We start from the raw sequence: 21,216 nt of genomic DNA on the forward strand, positions 1-21,216 counted from the left end.
ACTAAATAAATGCATCTTTTAAAGGAGTCGAAAATATGCCGTCAATATTAATCGTAGAAGATGAACTTGAGATTGCTGAACTTATAAAGTTTATTCTCGTGCGTGAAGGATTCGAAAAAGTTGATATTGCTTCTACATTTGCACAGGCGAAGTCGATGATTAGTGCGCATTATGATACGTATTTACTGGATATAAATCTTGGAGATGGGTCAGGTTATGATCTTGGCAATGAAATACGAGAAATGACCGATGCGCCGATTCTTTATGTATCGGCAAATACGCAGGATAGAGATAAGATTAAAGGCTTTCAAAATGGAGCAGATGATTATATTACAAAGCCATTTAATCCGATGGAACTTGCAGTGAGAGTAAAAGTCAATGTCGAGCGTTATATGAAGTCCGGTAAAAAAGAAAAGGCGTTATATTCATTTGATGAACGTAATGCAGAATTAACTGTAAGAGATAAGAAATATCTCCTTTCAGGAAAACAATATTTATTGATGCAATACTTATATGAACATCAGGATGAAATCTGTACGAAAGAGCAGATTTATGAAGCGGTGTGGGAAAATCAATTTGTAGACGATAATACCGTAATGGTGCATATCAGAAAGTTAAGAGAAAAGCTCGAAGTTGAGCCGAGTAAACCGAAATTATTATTAACGTCACGTGGTATCGGCTATATTTTAAAATCAGGTGAGGATAGATGAGCATCAGCAAAAAATTTATGATTCGCTTTATCCGCTATTTTCTGATCTTTTATTTTTCGGTGACATTCATTATTTGTGCTTTCTTTGTCTATTTCCTGTTTACGAGTGAGCAAAGCTTCTTTGAGGAAGATATGCAAAGCGTGGATTCATATTCTATTAGTGAATATATTAAGTTTGACGGGGACAAAGTTAAACCCGTTAAAGAGATGGTTAATTATGTTAAGCGACATGATGGAGTGCTTGTAGTAAAGAATAAAGATGATGAAGTGATTTACGTATCAGAAAAAGGATTTAAGTTACGCCCGTTAAATACATATCGTGCTGAAGAATTTACGACTTGGGAGATGCCAAAAGGACAGCAGGTTATCTATCTGCAGAATACGATATTAAATGAAGCAAGACGTAAACTAGAGAGAAATGAAAAAGACGCACAAAGTTATCTGGACGAACACAATCTCGCATTATTTGTCGTTGAGCGCAAAGGGATAACTAAAATTTCTGGAGCTTTTGATGAAGATGTCGTGAATAATACGCTGTTCAAGCATAAGAATAACGACAATTATCAAAAATATTTCTTTGTTTCATATTTTAAAGATAATAAAAATTATTATGTTGTTCAGAAAAATCCACATCCTGCAGATACGAAAGCAATATTTGCAGAAAACAGCTATATTTATGATAAAGATTTTATGAATGTTATGAAAAACTTTTTAATTTGGTATGCATGGATGAATCTTGTTGTATTAGCCGCTATTTTACTGTTATCAATCTTTTTAGGTAATCGTTTAGCGCAACCATTAAGACATTTTTCTACATGGGTAGAGCAACTAGCTAAGGGTGACTATTCCGTATTAAATAATGAAAAGATATATAAAAATGGCCGATTGCGTCGTAAATATCGTATGTATAGTCCGATAGACGGGGCGATCGCGAAGCTTACAGGAAAGTTATCAGATGATAAAAATTACCAAAGTAACATGAATATTCAGCGTGAAAACTGGGTACGTGGTATTACACATGATTTAAAAACACCACTGAGTTCAATTTATGGTTATGCAAAAATACTTAACAGTGGAATGCCGCTTGAACCGGACGAAGAGAAGAAGTTTATAAGCATTATTGAAGATAAAGCATTATATATCGATCAGCTGCTGAAAGATTTGAATATGGTTTATCAGCTGAAAAGTGATGGCATTCAGTTCCATACAGAAGAAACGTGTTTACGAACGTATATTGATGCATTTGTCTCTCAATATGGCAATAAAGGGTTGAGCTACGTCCATAAAGAAGATGCGACGATTCATATTGATACGTCACGCATGGATCGTGTACTGACGAATATTGTGTCGAATAGTTTTACGCATAACGTTAATGTTGAAGTATGGATAAGTACGTACACGAGTGGAAGTAACGCAATCATAGAAATTTCGGATAACGGACAAGGTATACCGCAGGAAGATCTGACGCATATCTTTGAACAGTTCTATCGTGGTAATAGAACGAATGAACATCATAATGGCAGTGGTTTGGGATTATCTGTGGCAAAAGAAATCGTTGAACTGCATGATGGCACGATAGACGTTGTTAGTTCAGTGGCCGGTACGAAATTCTTAATTACTTTACTGACATATTAATTTTGATATTTGACAGAATTTATAGATAACTATATAGTTAGTATTAAATTCAATAACTTATCAAGACGGATCGAGGGAAGGGCCCGATGACATCCAGCAACCTGCAGTCATGTAAGGTGCTAATTCCTACAGCGTAAGCTGGCAGATAAGAACGTGTAGACATTCCTATCTGGGAATGTCTTTTTTTATAATTACGGAGGAGATAATAATATGAATAACAAAGTATTGCAATATATAGATGAACACAGAGATAAATTTATACGCATTAGTCATGAAATTCACGCACGACCTGAATTAGGTAATGAAGAATACTTTGCGTCTAATTTGCTGAGCAAGACATTAAAAGATGCAGGATTTAGTATAGAACGTGATATTGCAGGACATGAAACTGGATTTATCGCAACGTATGAAAGCGAGAAAGCAGGACCTACTATCGCTTATTTAGCAGAATACGATGCATTGCCAGGTCTAGGACATGCATGTGGTCATAACATTATCGGCACATCTAGTGTATTATCAGCAATTGCTTTAAAAGAAGTGATTGATGATTTAGGCGGTGTTATTCAGGTATTTGGGACACCAGCTGAAGAAGGCGGTGTAAACGGTAGTGCGAAAGCATCATACGTTAAAGCAGGATTATTTAATGATAGTGATGTAGCATTGATGATTCATCCGGGACATGAATCATTTAGAACCGTGCCAACACTTGCAGTAGACGTGTTTGAAGTGGAGTTTTTTGGCAAGACTGCGCATGCTTCTGAGAATGCGCATAATGGTATTAATGCGCTTGATGCGATGATCAGTTTCTTTAATGGAATCGGCCAATTGCGTCAGCATATTAAGAAGACGGATAAAGTGCATGGTGTTATTTTAGATGGTGGTAAGTCAGCAAATATTATTCCGGATTATACGAAAGCGAGATTTTATACCAGAGCAATTAGCAGAAAAGATTTAGATGTATTAACCGGTAAAGTCGATCGTGTAGCGCAAGGTGCGGCGATTACAGCAGGGGCAGAATATCAGCTCAATCACATTCAAAATGGTGTTAATGAATTCATCAGAAATACATTTTTAGATGATTTATTTGAGAAACATGCTATTATGCATAATGAGCCAATTCTGCATGATGATTTTGGTTTCGGTTCAACGGATACGGGGAATGTGAGTCACATCATACCTACGATTCACCCACATATTAAGATGGGACCATCAACGCTCGTTGGACACACGGTAGAATTTCGTGAAGCAGCGAAGAGCGCACACGGGGATCATGCCTTATTACAAGGTGCTAAAATAATGGCAACGATGGCAATCGAGTTAATCGAGAAACCTGAAGAACTACAACGCATTAAACATTTACATGAAACATTAAAGGAGAACATTTATGGGGACTAAACCAATCAACTTACCATTAGTTATGAAAGATTTATATGGAGAGAAAGTGATGTATTCATCACGTCCATCCTATACTTTTAATCCATGGCTACAGCCAGAAGAACATCAGTCAAATTTACTGAGCGCACGTGAACTGTTAATCGCCGAGATGCCGGTCGTTGTACACGAAGCGACCGTGACAGATAAAACTGAAGCATTGTTTAATGCAGTTGGATTTGATATGCCGAATGGTTTCAGAGTGTATAATACACGTGAATCATATGAACAGGTGTTACGCGATGCGGTTCTGGATGGAGAAAAGATATTCTTTCAGTATGCCCATGAAGAGGAATTAGTACCAGGCGATAAATACGTTGTACCGCGTGATAAATTTTTAGCGCTTAACAATAAATCGATACTGGATAAATGGACGAAGGGTAAATTCTTGCCGAAACGTGATGTTGTGGCGATTGAAGACTTTGAAGATACTGTTCGTAAGTGGTCACTGCCTTTCGTGATTAAACCAGGAGATGAACATCCGACTGCCGGTGGATATGGCGTAATGCTGTGCTATACGCAGGAAGATGTTGAGCGTAGTATTAAACGCGTGCGAGAAGCAGAAGGTACAGTACAGATGATTATTGAACAGTTTATTGAACCGGTGCATAATTATTGTGTACAGTATGCATTTAGCGAAGAACTGGGTATTAAGTTTATTGGTTCAAGTCAGCAGATCACTGAAAAGTACGGTAAATATCGTGGGAATATTATAGATCATAATATCCCGCAGGATGTCATCGATGCAGGATTAGAAATTATGCAAAATGGTGTAGAAGCTGGATATGTTGGCATTGCCGGCTTTGATTTACTTGTTGATAGCAAAGGTGAGATATACGCAATCGACCTTAACTTCAGACAGAACGGTTCAAGTTCGCTGTTGTTATTAGATAGTGTGTTAGCTGGAGATTATAAGAAGTTTCTTGCATATTATAGCGATGGAGATAACGCGAAATTCTTCGATGTCATATTGGATGAAGTGAAAGCAGGATACTTATTCCCGCTTGCATATTATAATGGAGATTATAAAGAGAAAGACGAATTCCCGTCACGATTTATCTGTATCTGGCATGGAGATGAAGCGGTAGTAGAGTCACGCGTAAAAGCATTTGAAGCACGACTGAAGGGGTGATTCATTTGAGTAAGAAAAATAATGCAACAGGCATTGCAGTAGCAACGACAATTATTAGTGCGACTTTAATTCCATTTTTGTTTAGTTTGGTTAAAGTAATTGGGAAGAAATAAGGTCATCTGCAAAGCGAAACGCTGCGTTACTCACACGAGTAACGCAGCGTTTTTTTATTGCTCATCCATCAATCTCAACGTTCCAACCGCACCTGAATATTCACCGTTTTCGATGAAGTACGGTTTAAAGTTGCGCAATACTGTATAGTTCATCACGATATCGCGCAGTAACGTATTGTTTAAGAAACTTGAGCCGATATAGACGACATATTCAGCACCAAACTCACGGGCTGCATGAATGGATACTGTTGTTACGGTTTCCCCGACGATACCTAATACTGAAGCAATTTTATCAGCATCACTAAAGTTTTCTGTATCTTTGTTATGGAGGACATTACCGAAATTGGCTGCAGTCAGTTCGCCTGGTATCGGCGTTTTATCTCCTTTATAGATATGTTTTACTTTTAAATCGATGATGTCACGATTTCCTTCTTTAGCTATCGTAACAATCTCATCGAAATCTTCTTTTCCAGTCAGTAAGTATGAAAGTCCCATCATCATACCACCACCTGCGCCTGTTCCGCCTGCACGGATTTGTTTGCCGTTGTCTACAAAATGGATAGATGTTCCTGTACCGACGTTACTAAACACAAACTTAGAAATATCAAGATTCATTTCTGTTAGGAATGATTGGATGCCACGGAATGTTGCATCAAATTCAATCGATTGAAAAGCATTTTGTGGGATTAAACTTTGCAGATACGTCGCTTTCCCACCCGTTAAAGCAACTTGTGCATCTGGTACGGTCTTTAACCATTCAGCTACTTCATCGATTTCAGTGCTCAGCTGTTTTCTGAAGGTGAATTTGTCGTTTTCTAAAACAGCAATTTTAATTAAAGTGCCACCAGCGTCAATACCAATCTTCATATCAATACCTCATTTATCATTTATCATTTATCATCTGTTTTTGTCATTATACTATATTGAAACGTAGTTTGTGGAGATTCATTGTTTTGTTTAAATTTTGTGATAATTTTGAGATGAAATGGGTATATATATATTGAGTAAATTATTAAATTCATCCAAGACGGAGGCAACATTATGGAATTTATAGGATCGCAAATTAAGATTGTTCAATATAAAGAGGAATATAGACCTCAATTAGAAGCGTTTGAATTAACAGATAGACAAAAGGTATATTCATCATTACCTTTAGAAGTTTTAGATGAAGGTTTATTTGACCCGAACCGTAGACCGTGTGTCGTGCTTAATCATGACGAGCAGGTTGTCGGGTTCTTTGTGCTTCATCAACATTATCAGCATGAAGGATATGATACACCGGTTAATGCAGTATATGTACGCAGTCTATCAATCAATAATAAGTTACAGGGACAAGGTTACGGTACTGAGATTATGATGAATATCCCTGAGTTTGCACAAAGTGTATTTCCAAATTTTGATCATCTTTTCTTAGTGGTCGATGCTGAGAATCAAGGTGCGTGGAATTTATATGAGCGTGCTGGCTTTATGCATTTAGCGACAAACCCGAATGGTCCAATTGGTAAGGAGCGTCTTTATTATTTAGACTTAGATGCAAACTATGTTTCTAAATTAAGATTGGTTCAGGATGGTGACAATATTAAATTGCTGAAAGATGATAAAGCAGTAGGAACTGTCGAATTAGAAGTTGAAGGAAATATCGCTACATTGAAAGCGATGGATATTACTGAAGATGTGGATGTTATCCGTGAAAATGTGTTACGCCAGATTGCAACTTTTGTGCGTAAACATTTTAAAGAGGTTATCAAGATAGAAGTAGAGGTTCCGGAAAACTTAAGAGATGTATACTTAAACAATAACTTTGTACCGATGGATGCTGAACATCCTAATCATTTAACGAAATTAATTCGTTATTAATCTTGCTTTAGAGGTCGTTTTCTTGATATGATGTAGTGTGAACTTAAACTAGCATAGTTTGAAAGGACGAAGAAAATGAAAATCTCTGAATATACAAAAGAAATGATAGATGAAAGCTCTTTTATCGATTTAGCTTATATTTATTTAACTGAAAAAGGTAAAGAAGTTAACCTTTATGATTTAATCGATGAATTCCAATCTATAGGTGAGTATTCAAGTGAAGAAATTGAAACACGTGTTGTTCAGTTCTACACAGATTTAAATACGGATGGTCGTTTCTTATCAACAGGTGAATATATGTGGGGTCTTCGCGACTGGTATTCAGTAGATGATATCGAAGAAAAAATCGCGCCGACAGTACAAAAATTTGACGTACTTGATGAAGACGATGAAGATGCACCTAAAATCGCTTTACTTGGTGAAGATGAAGTCGAAGATGAGTTAGACTTAGTTGTTAGTGAAGATGATGAAGAAAACGTTGACGCTGAAGACGAAGAAGTCGAAGATGAATTGGAAGAAGCAGGTTTAGTAGTTGAAGCGGATGAATTCGATGACGAAGACGATGAATTCGAAGATGAAGATGAAGAGGACCAAGAAGAATTATAATCTTAGTTGACATTTTGCTCAAAAATGATTATCATTTTACTTGGGCTCCTTTAATTAGGACGAACGTATAAACTTATGCGCTCCCTTTGCTTTTGCAAATGGAGTGCTTTTTTATTTTTTTAGGAGGTAAATCATGACAAAATTTATATTTGTAACAGGTGGGGTAGTATCTTCTTTAGGTAAAGGGATTACTGCAGCAAGTTTAGGAAGATTATTAAAAAATCGTGGTCTAAATGTAACAATTCAAAAGTTTGATCCATATTTAAACGTCGATCCAGGTACGATGAGTCCATATCAGCACGGTGAAGTATTCGTAACTGATGATGGCGCAGAAACAGACTTAGATTTAGGGCACTATGAACGTTTTATCGATATTAATTTAAATCAATATTCTAATGTTACAGCAGGTCGTGTTTATTCTCATGTATTGAAGAAAGAACGCCGCGGTGATTACTTAGGTGGAACAGTTCAGGTTATTCCCCATATTACTAATGAAATCAAATCACGTTTACTTCTAGCTGGCGAATCAACGAAAGCTGATGTGGTTATTACTGAAATTGGTGGTACGACAGGGGATATCGAATCACTTCCTTTTATCGAATCAATTCGCCAAATTAAAAGTGATCTCGGTCGTGAGAATGTAATGTACATTCATTGTACATTATTACCGTACATTAAAGCTGCGGGTGAAATGAAAACGAAACCGACACAACATTCTGTAAAAGAATTACGTGGATTAGGTATTCAACCAGATATGATTGTTGTACGTACTGAATATGAAATGACAGAAGACTTACGCGATAAAATTGCGTTATTCTGTGATATCGATAAAAAATCAGTAATCGAATGTCGTGATGCGGATACACTTTACCAAATTCCGGTTGCATTACAAGCACAAGATATGGATGATCTTGTAATTGAACGTTTAGGTTTAGAAGCAAGTGGTGAAGCGGATCTTACTGAATGGAATCAACTGTTAGATACTGTCCGTAACTTAGAAGGAAAAGTGAAAATTGCGCTAGTTGGTAAATATGTTGCATTACAGGATGCATATCTTTCAGTTGCTGAAGCATTAAAACATGCAGGTTATGCTTTCGGAAAAGATATCGAAATCGACTGGATCAATTCAGAACATTTAGATGTGAATAACTATAAAGAACGTCTTAAAGATGCTGACGGTATATTAGTACCTGGTGGTTTCGGTGAGCGTGGCATCGAAGGTAAGATTTTAGCGACACAATATGCGCGTGAGAACAATATTCCGTTCTTCGGTATTTGTTTAGGTATGCAGTTAGCAACAGTTGAATTTGCACGTAACGTTGTTGGATTGAAAGGTGCGCACTCAGCAGAGTTAGATCCAAATACACCTTATCCAGTTATCGCTTTATTACCTGATCAGAAAGATGTTGTAGATTTAGGCGGAACATTACGTTTAGGTTTATATCCATGTGAAGTGCAGGAAGGTACGAAAGCATTTGAAGCATATGGGGTGAACCATGTGGAGGAACGTCACCGTCATCGCTATGAATTTAACAACGAGTATCGTGAACGTTTAGAAGAAAAAGGATTAGTATTCTCTGGACTTTCACCAGATGGTCGCTTAGTGGAAATCGTTGAAATTCCAGACCATAAATGGTTTGTGGCATGTCAGTTCCATCCGGAATTCTTATCACGTCCAATGAAACCACAAAGTTTATTCCGTGGATTTGTAGAAGCAGCAATTAATAAATAAGATTTTTTAAAGGTCATCCTTTTGAGGTGGCCTTTTTTTGTATGTTGAAAGTTAACAAAAGTTAACTATTGAAATATTGATATTATTGTTGTAAATTAAGGGGTGGGAGGTGTAATATGTTTCTAAAACTTCATGAACCTGATAATAAGATGAGTTATTTAATGAATGTTGATGGAAGGTGTAGCCTGACAAAAGATGACAGTACTACTTTATTTGCATATCAAGTCGGATTTACCGGAGAAAACTATTTTTATGAACAACTGCAAGCTGTCGAAGGGGGATTGAAGCTTTGGGATATTACGTTGAAAGAATCTAGTAAAGCTCAGTTTGATTTTTTGATTATTGGTGATGGTAAAATTTTTCATTTTGATACAAAAAATTATTCGGGAGAATACACTTATATAGATGGAATATTTAAGAATAATCGCGGTAGAGTCGATCAAACGATAATATCACAGTTGAAACGCGCAGACCTTATTTTACCCCAATTTTTAATGCGCAATGGATTTCGATACGAACATATGAGTCGTATCATCTTTGTGAATGAGAATTTTATTCTGAGGAACTTCAATGGTGATCAATATGTAAAGTTTGCCGGCCAAATACCTGGTATTATAGATTATCTTAAAAAACTTGGACCACCGACTGATGAAGATTACCGTTTGGCTAAAGCGTTGATTGCAGCGAACGTAGTCGATAATCACCGATTTGCTTATTACGATTATACGCAGATGAAGAAAGGTTATCGTTGTCCAAAGTGTAAGCGATTTGGGTGTGTGGAGGTAGCAAGTAGAAAGAAATATGTGGCTTGTCGTTGTGGTAGAAGACTAAGCAAACTAGATTATATTACAGAAGCAGCTAGACAAGTTTCAGTCCTTAAAAATGAACCATTTCAAATTAAAGAAATAGCTGAATGGAGTAACTGTGAAATTAAGACAGTCCAAAGAGCTCTTTTAAATAGCTGTAAGTTTAAAGGAAAGAATAAAGGTAGAGTTTATTGGTTTGAGTAGTAATGTGTGAGAGCAAGAAGTCCGATATAAGCGATATATCAGACAAGACGTACATCGAAATCGCGTATATCAAGAAAACAAGTCCGATATAAGTGGTATATCGGACAAGACGTACATCGAAATCGCACATATCAAGAAAACAAGTCCGATATAAGTGGTATATCGGACAAGACGCACGTCGAAATCGCACATATCAAGAAAACAAGTCCGATATAAGTGGTATATCGGACAAGACGCACGTCGAAATCGCACATATCAAGAAAACAAGTCCGATATAAGTGGTATATCGGACAAGACGCACGTCGAAATCGTGTATATCAAGAAAACAAGTCCGATATAAGTGGTATATCGGACAAGACGCACGTCGAAATCGTGTATATCAAGAAAACAAGTCCGATATAAGTGGTATATCGGACAAGACGTACATCGAAATCGCACATATCAAGAAAACAAGTCCGATATTCGCAATATATCAGACTTGTTTCATCACGCTATTTCTATTCCTCCACCAGCATCTCATGCATCACGTTGTAGATCGCATAGTAGATGTAATTCATCGCCATCATATGCGGCGTGATAATACGACTGAAATCTTCAGTAGGTACCAGCGCACGTGGTGTACTCAAATCGATAAAATTCATCGATCGAATATCTTTGTGTTTATTACATACTAATACGTAGTCGATATCTCGCGCTTCCAGACTATCAACAAACTCAGCGGTACTTTCATCATACGCATCGCTCATTACGAGAATGCGATCTGTTCCATCAACTAACGCATCAGAAATGTAGACTGCAGCATCGAATAAATTTTCTTTGCTATTTGCAGCAAATTCCTCGAAAAACTTTAAGTCGCCAAATCCTTTAACGTATATTTTACCTTCTCCGACAACGGCTTGTGCAAGTAGTCTTCCGGCTATATCCAGCTCAGCTTCTTGCATATCTATTTTTTTAAAGATACCATTAAGTTGCGTATTAAATATTTTAAGCATGGTAAACCTTCTTTCTGATATTCTTAACACATATCATATCATAAATGAAATGGAGAAAACATGAAATGAAAATATTAGTAATTGACGATGAACCTAATATAAGACTGCTTTTTCAGGAAATATTTAAAATGAAAGGGTATGATACTGAAATTGCCGAAAATGGAAAAATAGGCTTAGAATTAATCAAATCAAATGATTATGATCTCGTATTTTTAGATAGAAAAATGCCGGTCATGTCGGGTGACGAAACGCTAAGTCAGCTGAGAGCATTCTCGGATGTTCCTGTTTATCTCGTTTCAGCTTTCCAGACAGACGAAGAAATCCGGTCAATTAAGCAGACTGGCGCAACAGGTGTTTTAATGAAGCCGTTTACAATTGACGAAGTTGTGAAAATCGCTGAAAAGTTTTCATAAAACGATCCTTAACGCATGCAAATAAGATAACGAAGTGCTATACTTACCTTATAAAAATAGTGCTTAAGCACAAACAAGGAGGATTTTATCCATGCCATTAGTTTCTATGAAAGAAATGTTAATCAAAGCAAAAGAAGGTGGTTATGCTGTTGGTCAATACAACCTTAACAACCTTGAATTCACTCAAGCAATCTTAGGTGCTTCTCAAGAAGAAAATGCACCGGTTATTTTAGGTGTTTCTGAAGGTGCAGCTAAATATATGGGTGGTTTCTACACAGTAGTAAAAATGGTTGAAGGTTTAATGAAAGATATGGAAATTACAGTACCTGTAGCAATCCATTTAGACCACGGTTCAAGTTTTGAAAACTGTAAAGCTGCGATTGATGCTGGATTTACTTCTGTTATGATTGATGCTTCTCATCATTCATTCGAAGAAAACGTTGAAATCACAAGTAAAGTAGTTGAATATGCCCACGCTAAAGGTGTTTCAGTTGAAGCAGAATTAGGACGCGTTGGCGGACAAGAAGACGATGTAGTTTCTGACGGTGTTGTATATGCTGATGCTAAAGAATGTCAGGAATTAGTTGAGAAAACGGGTATTGACTGCTTAGCACCTGCATTAGGTTCAGTACACGGTCCTTACAAGGGTGAGCCAAACTTAGGTTTCAAAGAAATGGAAGAAATCGGTAAAGCAACTGGTTTACCATTAGTTTTACACGGTGGTACTGGTATCCCAACGAAAGATATCGAGCGTTCAATTTCTTTAGGTACTGCTAAAATCAACGTAAACACTGAAAACCAAATCGCTTCAGCTAAAGCTGTTCGTGATACATTAAATAATGATGCAAACGTATATGATCCACGTAAATATTTAGGACCAGCACGTGAAGCAATTAAAGCAACAGTAATCGGTAAAATTAAAGAATTTGGTACTTCTAACAAAGCTTAAATTTTATTTCATACTTTAGACTGATATGCATGTCATATCAGTCTTTTTTTCTTGACTAATTTTACCCTTTAGATTATATTGAACTTCATGCTTTTTGTTTTGCATTACTAAAATGAATTAGTTTATAATAAAAATAATCAACAATAATAAGATAAATGTGTGTGATAAAAGTTAAAGGAGTACAATTATGTCAGAAGAAGTAATTAAAATAAGAGGCGGCAATCCTCTTAAAGGATCAGTTCAAATCAGTGGTGCTAAAAATAGCGCAGTTGCTTTAATTCCGGCAACTTTAATGGCAAGTAGCCCTGTTACTTTAGAAGGTCTACCAGAAATTTCAGACGTTGTGACATTAATGAGTTTATTAGAAGATTTGAATATAACGACAACTTTAGATGGTGACCGCTTAACAGTAGATCCTTCAAACGCTGTTAACATGCCACTTCCTAATCATAAAGTTCAATCATTACGTGCTTCATATTATATGATGGGTGCAATGCTTGGAAAGTTTAAAAAATGTGTGATTGGTTTACCTGGTGGTTGCCCATTAGGACCACGTCCGATTGATCAGCACATTAAAGGTTTCGAAGCGTTAGGTGCTACTGTTACGAATGAAGCTGGTGGTATGTACCTTGAAGCTAAAGAATTAAAAGGTGCGAAAATCTTCCTGGATGTTGTATCTGTTGGTGCAACAATCAATATTATGCTTGCTGCTTCGATGGCTAAAGGTAAAACAGTCATTGAAAATGCTGCAAAAGAACCTGAAATCGTTGATGTTGCAACACTTTTAAATAACATGGGTGCCAAAATTCGTGGCGCAGGTACGGATACTTTAAAAATTGAAGGTGTAGCATCACTTCATGGTACTTCACACACAATTATTCCTGATAGAATTGAAGCGGGTACATATATGTGTGCTGCTGCAATGATGGGTGAAGAAGTGTTAATTGAAAATATCATCCCATTACACATGGAACCATTAACAGCTAAGCTGATAGAGATGGGTGTTAATGTTCAGATTGGTGAAGATAAAGCATTAATTTCTAAACCAGAAAAGTATAACCCGGTAACAATTACGACAAATGTTTATCCAGGATTTGCAACTGACTTACAACAACCATTTACACCATTATTATTTATGGCAGATGGTCAAAGTACGATAACAGATACAATCTATCCAGCAAGATTCAAACACGTTGATGAATTGTCACGTATGAACGGGGATATTACTGAGTCTGGTGGAACTGCAATTGTTAAACCATCTCAACTATCAGGCGCAGAAGTTGCTGCAAGTGATTTACGTGCAGGTGCATGTCTGGTTATAGCAGGTCTTGCTGCTGAAGGTATTACGACGGTTTATAATGTTAGACATATTGACCGTGGATATAGCGGTATTGTTGAGAAGTTAAAGACACTGGGCGCAGATATCTGGAGAGAAGAGATCTAATAATTAATTTCCTAAAACGGCGATAATGCCGTTTTTTTTCTTAAGCAGTAACAAATATATTATATATATATAATATATTTGATATATTTTTTATATCGGTGTACAATAGTAATATAAAGAGGTGAGTCATATGGAAGTATGTCCGTATTTAGAAGAGACGTTTAAGATTCTTGGTCGCAGTTGGAATGGCCTACTTATAAACTATTTATCGCGTTCAGAAGATCGCTCGGCACATTTTTCTGATATGAAACGTGACTTAAAATCAATTACGCCACGTGCATTAAGTTTGAAATTGAGTGAATTAGCTGAATGGGGTCTTGTTGAAAAGAAAGTCGTTTCTACAACCCCTCTTTCAATTAAATATGTATTAACAGATAAAGGTTATGCCTTATCTGAAGCAATGCATCCGATTGAAGCATGGGCACAAGAGCACTTAGAACTAGACGAAAAACAAGCATAATAAGAAGCTTACTTGCTGAATAGCCAGCAAGTAGGCTTTTTATTTTGTCTTTATAAAAATAAGCATCATTTGATAACTAATGGTACTCATAATGATGGAATGTGTTATACTATTAACGTTGTTACATATCTAATGCAGAGGAGAATGTTTATGGAACGTAGTTTGTCAATGGAATTAGTCAGAGTTACAGAAGCAGCAGCGCTTAAAAGTGCGCGTTGGGTTGGTAAAGGTTTAAAGAACGAAGCGGACGACGCAGCAACAACAGCAATGCGCGAAGTATTTGATACAATTCCGATGGACGGTGTTGTAGTTATTGGTGAAGGTGAAATGGATGAAGCACCAATGTTATATATCGGTGAAGAACTAGGAACAAAAGAAGGTCCTCAAATTGATATCGCGGTAGATCCATTAGAAGGAACAACGCTTGTTGCTGAAGGTTCATGGAATGCAATGACAGTACTTGCTGTTGGTGATAGAGGAACGTTACTTCATGCACCGGATATGTATATGGAGAAAATTGCAGTTGGCCCTGACTGTGTAGGTGTAGTTGATATTTCTAAATCAGTAACGGAAAATTTACATGCAGTGGCAAAAGCGAAAGGAAAAGATATTTCTGATGTTACAGCAACATTATTAAATCGTGAGCGCCATGCAGGTATCATTAAAGAAATCCGTGAAGCGGGTGCGCGCATTAAGTTAATCGAACACGGAGACGTTGCAGGTGCGATTAATACAGCGTTTGATTTTACGGGTGTTGATATTTTATTCGGTTCAGGTGGTGCTCCTGAAGGCGTTATCGCTGCTGTGGGTATTAAAGCTTTAGGTGGCGACTTCCAAGGTATTCTTTTACCGGAAGATGCAGAACAAGAAGAGCGTTGCCGCAAGATGGGAATCGAGCCAAACACTGTATTACAATTGGATGATATGGTAAAAGGTGACGATGCAATCTTTGCTGCTACAGCAGTAACTGACGGTGAATTAATGAAGGGTGTTCAGTTCAAAGGTGGATATGCTGAAACACATTCTTTAGTAATGCGTGCAAAATCAGGTACGGTACGTTTCGTACAAGGTCGCCATAGTTTAGAGAAGAAACCAGGCTTAACAATCAACCATGAAGATACAATTTAATCATAATTGAAAGCTTGAGCAGACGCTCGAGCTTTTTCTTTTTATCAAAACATGCTAAACTATCTAATGATATTCCTCTTGAAACTTCTTCTTTTTCTTTTTGAATTTTCCAAAACGAATGTAAAGAGCTTTAACGATAAATTAATATAGAAATGGGTGTAGAAATGGTAGAAAAAGTGAGAACAAGCCCTCAGTATGAGTCTTTTCACGAATTATATAAAAATCACACAACAAAAGCATTAACAGCGAAAGCGAAAGAACTAGGTCTTGTTAATTATAGTAAATTAAATAAAAAAGAATTAGTGCTGGCCATCATGGAGAAACAGATGGAAAAAGACGGCAACTACTATATGGAAGGTATATTAGATGATATACAGCCAGATGGATATGGATTTTTAAGAACGGTTAACTATTCAAAAGGTGAGAAAGACATTTACATCTCTGCGAGTCAGATTCGTCGTTTTGAAATTAAAAAAGGTGATAAAGTTACCGGGAAAGTTCGTAAACCAAAAGAAAATGAGAAATATTATGGATTATTACAAGTGGACTTTGTTAATGATCAAAATGCTGAAGAAGTTAAGAAGCGTCCTCACTTCCAGGCATTAACACCACTTTATCCGGATACAAGAATTCGTCTTGAAACAACGAAGACAGCATATTCAACGCGTATCATGGACTTAGTGACACCGATTGGATTTGGGCAACGTGGGATGATTGTAGCACCTCCTAAAGCAGGGAAAACGTCATTGCTGAAAGAAATCGCAAATGCAATCTGTGTCAATCATCCGGAAGCGAAATTGTTTATCCTACTGGTTGGTGAACGTCCTGAAGAAGTAACGGATCTTGAGCGTTCAGTAGAAGCAGCAGAAGTCGTACATTCAACATTTGATGAACCACCAGAACATCACGTAAAAGTTGCTGAACTATTATTAGAGCGTGCGAAACGTCTTGTTGAGATTGGTGAAGACGTTATTATCTTAATGGATTCGATTACGCGACTGGCACGTGCTTATAACTTAGTAGTACCACCGAGTGGTCGTACATTATCAGGTGGATTAGATCCTGCCAGTCTACATCGTCCGAAAGCATTTTTCGGAGCAGCGCGTAACATTGAAGCAGGCGGAAGTTTGACGATTCTATCTACGGCGCTTGTTGAAACAGGTTCACGTATGGATGATATGATCTATGAAGAGTTCAAAGGGACAGGAAACATGGAGCTTACGTTAGATAGAAAGCTTGCTGAAAAGCGTGTTTATCCGGCCATTGATATCCGCAGAAGTTCAACGCGTAAAGAGGAATTATTACTTGATAAGAAAGAATTAGAAATGGTTTGGCAGCTGAGAAATTTATTTACGGATAGCAATGATTTTACAGAGCGTTTTTTACGCCGTCTAAAACAAAGTGAATCAAATGAAGATTTCTTTAAACAACTCGGTGAACGCATGGTTGAAAGTGCGAAGTCAGGTAAACCAATCATTTAAAAATTAACCTTGCTTTTTTATAGCGAGACGTATATAATATGTAAGTATTGACGTGAAAATATTTCACGAAATAACTCTGTTCCAGATGGTTCAGGGCAAAGGAGCTGAAAACAATTATGAAACCAGGAATTCACCCAGATTACCAAAAAGTAATCTTTTTAGATTCTACTACAGACTACAAATTCTTAAGTGGATCTACACGTAAATCAAACGAAACAATGACTTGGGAAGATGGTAACGAGTACCCAGTAATCCGTTTGGATATTTCTTCTGACTCTCATCCATTCTACACAGGCCGTCAAAAATTCGCATCTGCGGATGGACGTGTTGAACGTTTCAACAAAAAATTCGGTCTTAAGTCAAACAACTAATACTGAAGCCTTAAACTCTTATACCTTTTGGTGTAGGAGTTTTTTTAATGTTGAACATGAGTTATAAATCACAATGTAATATAGGGTGGAATTATGATATAATAAAGCGATTATGACTTAAAAAGGTGGCATTCAAGATGTATGAGCAGTATCATTCGGGTTGGATAGAGTGTATTACAGGTAGTATGTTTAGCGGGAAAAGTGAAGAATTGATTCGTCGTGTGCGTCGCGGACTTTTTGCGAAGCAGCGTGTCATCGTCTTTAAACCATCCATCGACGACAGATATAGCGATTTAGAAGTCGTCTCTCATAATGGCAACAAAGTTGAAGCGGTTAATGTCTCACACTCGTCAGAAATTATGGAACATGTGCAGGAAGACCATGATATTATTGCGATAGATGAAATTCAGTTTTTTGATAATGATATCGTCGGTGTAGCAACACAGCTTGCGGAAGAAGGCTATCGTGTGATTACTGCCGGTTTAGATATGGACTTCAGAGGTGTACCTTTCGAACCTGTACCTGAAATTATGGCAGTTGCTGAACATGTTACGAAATTGCAGGCAGTTTGTAGTGTATGTGGTGCCCCTAGTTCAAGAACACAGCGTCTTATTGACGGTGAGCCGGCACGCTTTGATGATCCGATTATTTTGGTGGGCGCAAAAGAAAGCTATGAACCGAGATGTCGTGAACATCATATTGTTCCGAAATAAAATATAAAACACATTAAATAAACTAAAAAGGAGTAAATATATATGTTTGATCAGTTAGAAATCGTAGAACAACGTTATGAACAATTAAATGAATTGTTAAGTGATCCAGATATCGTAAGTGATACTGATAAATTAAGAGAATACTCAAAAGAACAGGCAGACCTTCAGGAAACAGTTGAAGTGTTTAGGGAGTATAAAGAAGTAAAGCAACAACTTGAAGAAGCATTAGAAATGATGGGTGACGCAAGTGATGCGGATGAGCAGGAAATGATTAAAGAAGAAATCAATGAATTAAAACCGCAGATTCCAGTATTAGAAGAAAAGATGAAATTTTTATTGATCCCTAAAGATCCTATGGATGATAAAAACGTAGTGATGGAGATTCGTGGAGCAGCTGGTGGAGATGAAGCAAATATCTTTGCCGGAGACTTATTCCGTATGTATTCAAGATTCTCAGAAGAACAAGGCTGGAAGATTGAAGTGATGGAAACAAACGAAGCTGACCATGGTGGATTTAAAGAAATCAGTTTCACTATTATCGGTAAAGGTGCATACAGTAAGTTAAAATTCGAAAATGGTGCCCACCGTGTACAACGTATCCCAACGACTGAAAGTGGTGGACGTATTCATACGTCTACAGCGACAGTAGCGGTATTACCAGAAGTAGAAGATGTTGAAATTGAAATCCGTCAGGAAGATTTACGTATTGAAACGTACCGTTCATCTGGATCTGGTGGTCAGCACGTTAACACGACTGACTCAGCAGTACGTATTACGCATATTCCGACTGGGATTGTGGCAACGTCTTCAGAGAAATCTCAAATTAAAAACCGTGAAAAAGCATTAAAATTACTTAAAACGCGTGTGTTTGATGCGAAATTGCAGGAAGAACAAGCGAAGTATTCTGAACAACGTAAATCAGCAGTAGGTACAGGTGACCGTTCTGAACGTATCAGAACATACAACTATCCTCAAAACCGAGTGACGGATCACCGTATCGGTTTAACGATTCAAAAGCTAGATCAGATCGTAGAAGGTAAATTAGGTGAAGTCATCGATGCGTTAACGATTGCAGAACAAACGTCTAAATTAGAAGCATTAAATGATGGCGTGCTATAATGTTCATCAACTGATAAAGCATGGTGAAACGCTTTTAGCTCAAAATGATGAACCAATTATCGGTGCGAGATATTTAATGATGGATTTGTTTGATTTATCCCAAATGGACATATTGATGGATAACAAACAACTAACTGAAGCAGAACGAACGCATTATCTAACTTGTATCGAACAATTAGCGCATCATATACCGCTAGCACATATTACGGGATTTCAAATGTTCTATGACCGCAAGTTTAAGGTGACAAAAGATGTACTTGTGCCGCGCAATGAAACGGAAGAGCTAGTTCAACTCATCATTGAAAAGTGGCAACATCGTCAATCTTTTGTTGATATCGGTACAGGCAGTGGTGCTATTGCAATAACACTTGCATTAGAGCTATCACAAATTGAAGCTTATGCAATAGACATTTCAAGTGATGCGCTCAATATTGCACGAAATAATGCAGCAGCACTTAATGCAAATGTCACCTTTTTGGAAGGCGATTTACTCGAACCGTTGATTACTGAAGGTATTAGAGTAGACTGTTTAGTAAGTAACCCACCGTATATCGCACAAAGTGAACTGGAGTTAATGAATGAAAGTGCGTTGCATGATCCTCATATCGCTCTGTTTGCAGAAGATAATGGTTTGGCATTGTATAAACGTATGATTGAGCGTATGCCGGAAATATTAAATGCAGATGCACTTGTAGCTTTTGAGATTGGACATGCACAAGGTGCAGCGATATCAGAATATGTCTTGCAACTTTATCCACACATTACGCCACAAGTCGTTCAGGATATTAACGGTTTGGATCGCATTGTCTGGTTTGAATGGTGTGAATAAGTTATGCACAAATTACAGGATTTATCCACAATTTGTGCATAACTTTTTATTTTGTTTTAAAATATGAGTAAAGAGAGGGGATGCAGCATGCAGACAAAAATTTGGGATGTGCGTAACAATGTGGATGACTTATCAACATATCCACAAGTACAGGAAATCATTACAGGGTTTAAACAAGATGAAATCATTGCAATTCCTACTGAAACAGTTTACGGATTAGCCGCGAATGCTTTGAGCAGTACGGCTGTGGATAAAATTTTTAAAGCAAAAGGACGACCACAGGATAATCCGCTTATCGTCCACATTTATGAAAAAGCACAAATCGATGACTTTGCACATATTCCGGATAATAAAGTACATCAATTGATGGATGCGTTCTGGCCAGGACCCATTTCGTTTATTTTACCGCTTCAAAAAGAGGTGCTGGCACCTGCAGTTACTGCCGGACTTAATTCTGTTGCTGTGCGTATGCCGAGTGACGAAGTTGCTCGCCAAATTCTGAAATTAACTTATCTGCCGCTTGCTGCACCTTCTGCAAATACAAGTGGAAAGCCGTCGCCAACAACTGCAGACCATGTGAAGTACGATATGGATGGGAAAATTTATGGCATCGTCGAAGGGTTTCAGGTGGAAGTAGGTATTGAAAGCACAGTTCTCGATTGTACATCTTATCCATATAAAATTGCGCGTCCTGGTGCGATTACAAAAGATGATTTAGAACGCATTATTCCAGAATGTATTACGACAGCAAATTATCAAACAGAGCAACCGATAGCTCCCGGTATGAAATATCGTCATTATGCGCCAAATAGTCCTATGGTACTCGTGTCTAATCTGACGCAATTACAGCTTGCCTCAAATGAAGCGTTGATTGCACCACGTAAAGAGTTGTCACGTTTTAATGATAATGTGACATATGCTTTAAGCGATACATTTGAAGATATCGATGGTGCCATGCATAATTTATATAGTGCATTACGAGAAATGGATCAGCAAAAAGAAATTACGAAGATTTATATCGCTGACTATTCCCATATTGCAGGGAGCGATGCATTAATGAACCGCATCAATAAAGCAACTTCAGGAAAGTAG

Annotated in this window: 21 protein-coding genes and 1 riboswitch; of the genes, 19 read left to right on the forward strand and 2 right to left on the reverse strand. The window is 37.4% G+C overall.

The genetic code is table 11. The features are described from left to right. The first annotated feature begins 35 nt into the window (after positions 1 to 35). From JJJ02_RS11385 to ldmS, 4 genes are all read left to right on the forward strand, one after another. Positions 36 to 710 carry a response regulator transcription factor gene (locus tag JJJ02_RS11385; RefSeq protein WP_111716648.1) on the forward strand — a complete coding sequence of 225 codons (675 nt, stop codon included), beginning with the start codon at positions 36 to 38 and terminating at the stop codon, positions 708 to 710. Beyond that, positions 707 to 2,344, forward strand: coding sequence for a sensor histidine kinase (locus JJJ02_RS11390; protein WP_240839119.1), 1,638 nt, complete (start codon positions 707 to 709; stop codon positions 2,342 to 2,344). Before JJJ02_RS11385 ends, JJJ02_RS11390 begins: the two co-directional genes overlap by 4 nt. Positions 2,345 to 2,398: 54 nt before the next feature. Continuing rightward, positions 2,399 to 2,496: riboswitch (SAM riboswitch) on the forward strand. Between the two features lie 58 nt (positions 2,497 to 2,554). Further along, entirely contained in the window at positions 2,555 to 3,739 is a 1,185-nt protein-coding gene (locus tag JJJ02_RS11395) for a M20 family metallopeptidase (protein WP_111716651.1), read from the forward strand. Continuing rightward, positions 3,729 to 4,907, forward strand: coding sequence for an L-aspartate--L-methionine ligase LdmS (gene ldmS, locus JJJ02_RS11400; RefSeq protein ID WP_240839121.1), 1,179 nt, complete (start codon positions 3,729 to 3,731; stop codon positions 4,905 to 4,907). The genes JJJ02_RS11395 and ldmS overlap by 11 nt, the downstream gene beginning before the upstream one ends. Before the next feature lie 167 nt (positions 4,908 to 5,074). On the opposite strand, the gene coaW is transcribed toward ldmS, so the two are convergent. Beyond that, positions 5,075 to 5,887, reverse strand: a complete 813-nt coding sequence (gene coaW, locus JJJ02_RS11405) for a type II pantothenate kinase (protein WP_239243262.1) — start codon at positions 5,885 to 5,887, stop codon at positions 5,075 to 5,077. 174 nt (positions 5,888 to 6,061) lie between these two features. Between coaW and JJJ02_RS11410 the strand changes: the two genes are divergently transcribed. From JJJ02_RS11410 to JJJ02_RS11425, 4 genes are all read left to right on the forward strand, one after another. After that, positions 6,062 to 6,877: a GNAT family N-acetyltransferase gene (locus JJJ02_RS11410; protein WP_240839123.1), complete on the forward strand. Its 816-nt coding sequence runs from the start codon at positions 6,062 to 6,064 to the stop codon at positions 6,875 to 6,877. 75 nt (positions 6,878 to 6,952) lie between these two features. Beyond that, positions 6,953 to 7,483 carry a DNA-directed RNA polymerase subunit delta gene (rpoE, locus tag JJJ02_RS11415; RefSeq protein WP_111716658.1) on the forward strand — a complete coding sequence of 177 codons (531 nt, stop codon included), beginning with the start codon at positions 6,953 to 6,955 and terminating at the stop codon, positions 7,481 to 7,483. A gap of 133 nt (positions 7,484 to 7,616) precedes the next feature. Next, positions 7,617 to 9,215 carry a CTP synthase gene (locus tag JJJ02_RS11420; RefSeq protein WP_111716659.1) on the forward strand — a complete coding sequence of 533 codons (1,599 nt, stop codon included), beginning with the start codon at positions 7,617 to 7,619 and terminating at the stop codon, positions 9,213 to 9,215. 116 nt (positions 9,216 to 9,331) lie between these two features. Next, complete coding sequence (locus JJJ02_RS11425) at positions 9,332 to 10,225, forward strand: nuclease-related domain-containing protein (RefSeq protein ID WP_240839125.1); 894 nt, start codon at positions 9,332 to 9,334, stop codon at positions 10,223 to 10,225. Between the two features lie 497 nt (positions 10,226 to 10,722). On the opposite strand, the gene JJJ02_RS11430 is transcribed toward JJJ02_RS11425, so the two are convergent. Continuing rightward, the gene (locus JJJ02_RS11430) at positions 10,723 to 11,247 is read right to left on the reverse strand and encodes a DUF2529 family protein (RefSeq protein WP_240839127.1); all 525 of its coding nucleotides are present in this window, start codon (positions 11,245 to 11,247) and stop codon (positions 10,723 to 10,725) included. Positions 11,248 to 11,282: 35 nt separating this feature from the next. Here JJJ02_RS11430 and JJJ02_RS11435 point away from each other — a divergent pair, with 35 nt between their 5' ends. The 11 genes from JJJ02_RS11435 to JJJ02_RS11485 all read left to right on the forward strand — a co-directional run bounded on the left by JJJ02_RS11435 (position 11,283) and on the right by JJJ02_RS11485 (position 21,216). Further along, positions 11,283 to 11,630: a response regulator gene (locus JJJ02_RS11435; protein ID WP_239243266.1), complete on the forward strand. Its 348-nt coding sequence runs from the start codon at positions 11,283 to 11,285 to the stop codon at positions 11,628 to 11,630. A gap of 91 nt (positions 11,631 to 11,721) precedes the next feature. After that, positions 11,722 to 12,579, forward strand: a complete 858-nt coding sequence (gene fdaB, locus JJJ02_RS11440; RefSeq protein WP_096077997.1) for a class IIb fructose-bisphosphate aldolase FdaB — start codon at positions 11,722 to 11,724, stop codon at positions 12,577 to 12,579. Positions 12,580 to 12,766: 187 nt separating this feature from the next. After that, positions 12,767 to 14,023, forward strand: a complete 1,257-nt coding sequence (locus JJJ02_RS11445; protein ID WP_111716666.1) for a UDP-N-acetylglucosamine 1-carboxyvinyltransferase — start codon at positions 12,767 to 12,769, stop codon at positions 14,021 to 14,023. A gap of 130 nt (positions 14,024 to 14,153) precedes the next feature. Continuing rightward, a complete protein-coding gene (locus JJJ02_RS11450; protein WP_111716668.1) occupies positions 14,154 to 14,483 on the forward strand; it encodes a winged helix-turn-helix transcriptional regulator in 330 nt (109 codons plus the stop codon). A 150-nt stretch (positions 14,484 to 14,633) separates the two neighbouring features. Beyond that, a complete protein-coding gene (glpX, locus tag JJJ02_RS11455; RefSeq protein WP_219503002.1) occupies positions 14,634 to 15,611 on the forward strand; it encodes a class II fructose-bisphosphatase in 978 nt (325 codons plus the stop codon). Between the two features lie 164 nt (positions 15,612 to 15,775). Next, on the forward strand, positions 15,776 to 17,092 hold the full coding sequence (rho, locus tag JJJ02_RS11460; protein ID WP_096078001.1) for a transcription termination factor Rho: 1,317 nt from the start codon (positions 15,776 to 15,778) through the stop codon (positions 17,090 to 17,092). 116 nt (positions 17,093 to 17,208) lie between these two features. Continuing rightward, on the forward strand, positions 17,209 to 17,463 hold the full coding sequence (locus tag JJJ02_RS11465) for a type B 50S ribosomal protein L31 (RefSeq protein ID WP_099581464.1): 255 nt from the start codon (positions 17,209 to 17,211) through the stop codon (positions 17,461 to 17,463). A gap of 137 nt (positions 17,464 to 17,600) precedes the next feature. Next, positions 17,601 to 18,176 (forward strand): thymidine kinase, encoded by a 576-nt coding sequence (locus JJJ02_RS11470; protein WP_111716671.1) that lies wholly within the window; start codon positions 17,601 to 17,603, stop codon positions 18,174 to 18,176. 42 nt (positions 18,177 to 18,218) lie between these two features. After that, entirely contained in the window at positions 18,219 to 19,295 is a 1,077-nt protein-coding gene (gene prfA, locus JJJ02_RS11475; RefSeq protein WP_099581460.1) for a peptide chain release factor 1, read from the forward strand. Continuing rightward, positions 19,282 to 20,124, forward strand: a complete 843-nt coding sequence (gene prmC, locus JJJ02_RS11480) for a peptide chain release factor N(5)-glutamine methyltransferase (RefSeq protein WP_170122535.1) — start codon at positions 19,282 to 19,284, stop codon at positions 20,122 to 20,124. Before prfA ends, prmC begins: the two co-directional genes overlap by 14 nt. A gap of 87 nt (positions 20,125 to 20,211) precedes the next feature. Continuing rightward, the gene (locus JJJ02_RS11485; protein ID WP_240839129.1) at positions 20,212 to 21,216 is read left to right on the forward strand and encodes an L-threonylcarbamoyladenylate synthase; all 1,005 of its coding nucleotides are present in this window, start codon (positions 20,212 to 20,214) and stop codon (positions 21,214 to 21,216) included.

Origin of the sequence: Macrococcus sp. PK (assembly GCF_022501545.1) — a bacterium.
Taxonomy (GTDB): domain Bacteria; phylum Bacillota; class Bacilli; order Staphylococcales; family Staphylococcaceae; genus Macrococcoides; species Macrococcoides epidermidis.